Below are 2,610 nucleotides of genomic sequence, written 5' to 3'. Positions count from 1 at the left end.
CGGAAGCGGCAGCGGTGGCAACAGTGGCAGCGCCGGCAATAGCGGCAGCGGTCACAGCGGCAGCGATAATGGTTCAGGACACTCCGGCAACACAGCCTCCTCCGGACGCAGTGGCACTCACGCCGAAGCCGGTGACGACAACGGCGTACATCGCTCCGGCGAAATCGGCGATGACCACGGCGTGCATCGCTCCGGCGAAATCGGCGATGACCACGGCGTGCATCGTTCCGGCGAAATCGGCGACGACCACGGCGTACATCGCTCCGGCGAAATCGGTGATGACCACGGCGTGCATGTCGGTGGCGAGCCAGGCGATAACAAAAGAACCTGACAGTCACTAACCTTCAAAACTCCACAAATCCCCTGTGGGAGCGAGCCTGCTCGCGATGGCGTCATGTCAGACAGCATATTTGCTTAATGACCCACCGCAATCGCGAGCAGGCTCACTCCCACAGTGGAAATGGTGAGCCTTACAACCCACACTCAACCCGATCCAGCCGCTCGCGCAAAAACTCGATCAACGCCTGCACCGGCCGCGAACTCTGGCGATGCTGCGGATACACCGCCGACAACGTCAGCGGCTGCGGACGAAACTCATCCAGCACCGGCACCAGCCGCCCCTCCTTCAGCGCCGAGCCGACAATGAACGTCGGCAAGTACGTAATCCCCATCCCGGCCACCGCCGCATCCTTGAGCAACTCCCCGTTGTTGACCCGCATCCTGCCCGTCACGTTGACGCTCAGCGGCTTGCCCTGCCCTTCGAAACGCCATTGCACCTGACGCCCGTGGCCGTAAGGCAGGCAGTCATGGCTGTGCAAATCTTCGGGTTTGAGCGGCGTACCACGCTCGGCCAGGTAAGCCGGGCTGGCGCAGTACACGCGTTCGATGGAGGCGATACGACGGGCGATCAGGGTCGAGTCTTCCAGGATGCCGATACGCAACGCCAGATCGTACCCTTCGCTGAGCAAGTCCACCGGCCGATCGCTCAAGTCCACTTCCACCGTGACATCGCGGTAGCGCTGTAAAAACAACGGCAGCAGACACCCCAGGTGCGCCAGCGCAAACGACAACGGCGCACTCACGCGGATGGTGCCGCGCGGCTCGGTGGTCTGGCCGGCGATGCCCTGCTCCACTTGCTCGACTTCACCGAGCAAGCGTAACGCCGACTCGTAATAACTCTGGCCCAAAGGCGTAACGTCTAGTCGCCGCGTGGAGCGGTTGAGCAAGCGCACGCCCAGGCGCTCTTCGAGCTGCATCAAACGCCGGCTGACAAACTGCTTGGACAGGCCCAATTGATCGGCTGCCGAGGTGAAGCTGCCGGAGTCCATGACCTGGCAAAAAATACGCATATCTTCGAACGGGTTCATTGTCACGCCTTGGTTGACAGTCAAACACTTTATAGCCGCTTTTTCCCTTTTGGGCGACCTATTAATCTGTGTCCACGGTGTTGCTGAGGCCTGGACCCCAGCGCCAGCAGCGACCCGACCTCAGGTCATAAAACGCTAATTAATTAAAAAGGATTTGCCCCATGAACATCATCAACAAAACCCTGACCGCGTCCCTTCTCGCCCTCTCCATCGGCAACGCATTCGCCGCCGGCAGCCCGGGTGTCGAACACAATACCCAGGCGTTCCTCGAAGCCCTCGCCGCCGGCGGTGGCAAGCCGCTTGAGCAGTTGAGCCCGAAAGAGGCCCGTGCGGTGCTGACCGGTGCGCAAAACTCGGTGAAGGTTGATCTGTCGGGTGTGGACGTCAGCGACCGTGTGATCAAGGTCGACGGGCAAACCATCAACCTGAAAATCGTCCGGCCGGCCAAGGTCAAAGGTGAATTGCCGGTGTTCATGTTCTTCCACGGTGGCGGTTGGGTGTTGGGCGATTACCCCACTCACCAGCGTCTGATTCACGACCTGGTGGTGGGTTCCGGTGCCGTCGCGGTGTATGTCGATTACACACCGTCGCCGGAAGCGCATTACCCGACCGCGATCAACCAGGCCTACGCCGCGACCCGTTGGGTGGGCGAGCATGGCAAGGACATCGGCGTCGATGGCAAGCGCCTCGCGGTGGCCGGCAACAGTGTCGGCGGCAACATGGCGGCGGTCGTGGCGTTGATGGCCAAGGAACAGAAAACCCCGGCGCTGCGCTTCCAGTTGTTGATGTGGCCGGTGACCAATGCGCAGTTCGACAGCGGCTCGTACCAGCAGTTTGCCGAAGGCCACTTCCTGACCAAGGGCATGATGAACTGGTTCTGGGACAACTACACGACCGACCAGGCCGAGCGTGCGCAGATCCATGCCTCGCCGTTGCAAGCCAACGCCGAACAGCTCAAAGGCCTGCCCGCCGCCCTGGTGCAAACCGCCGAGTTCGACGTGTTGCGTGACGAAGGCGAAGCCTACGCCCGCCACCTCGACGCAGCCGGTGTGCCGGTCACGGCGGTGCGTTACAACGGCATGATTCACGACTTTGGCCTGCTCAACCCGCTGAGCCAGATTCCAGAGGTGAAAGCGGCGGTTCGTCAGGCGGCACTGGAACTCAAGACTCACTTGAACTGAGACCACCTCGCCTTGCCACACAGCAATGTGTGGCGAAGCTTTTGTGATCACTGATTTACCTG

Annotated in this window: 2 protein-coding genes and 1 pseudogene; 2 read left to right on the top strand and 1 reads right to left on the bottom strand. The window is 61.1% G+C overall.

The features are described 5' to 3' along the window. Positions 1-331: pseudogene (locus K0F88_RS31790) on the top strand (hypothetical protein); the annotation flags it as partial. A 139-nt stretch (positions 332-470) separates the two neighbouring features. Here the strand turns inward: K0F88_RS31790 and K0F88_RS31785 are convergent. Beyond that, the gene (locus K0F88_RS31785) at positions 471-1,367 is read right to left on the bottom strand and encodes a LysR family transcriptional regulator (protein WP_219097847.1); all 897 of its coding nucleotides are present in this window, start codon (positions 1,365-1,367) and stop codon (positions 471-473) included. Positions 1,368-1,528: 161 nt separating this feature from the next. Between K0F88_RS31785 and K0F88_RS31780 the strand changes: the two genes are divergently transcribed. Next, on the top strand, positions 1,529-2,548 hold the full coding sequence (locus tag K0F88_RS31780; protein ID WP_094471700.1) for an alpha/beta hydrolase: 1,020 nt from the start codon (positions 1,529-1,531) through the stop codon (positions 2,546-2,548). Positions 2,549-2,610 lie beyond the last annotated feature (62 nt).

The sequence above is a fragment of the Pseudomonas sp. UMAB-40 genome, from assembly GCF_900095275.1.
GTDB classification, from domain to species: domain Bacteria; phylum Pseudomonadota; class Gammaproteobacteria; order Pseudomonadales; family Pseudomonadaceae; genus Aquipseudomonas; species Aquipseudomonas mandelii_B.
This window is presented reverse-complemented; position numbering and strand designations above follow the sequence as displayed.

What these genes read in the sequence shown, in the direction of transcription:
- K0F88_RS31785 (WP_219097847.1), bottom strand. Translation starts at nt 1,367, where the DNA reads ATGAACCCGTTCGAAGATATGCGTATTTTTTGCCAGGTCATGGACTCC.
- K0F88_RS31780 (WP_094471700.1), top strand. Translation starts at nt 1,529, where the DNA reads ATGAACATCATCAACAAAACCCTGACCGCGTCCCTTCTCGCCCTCTCC.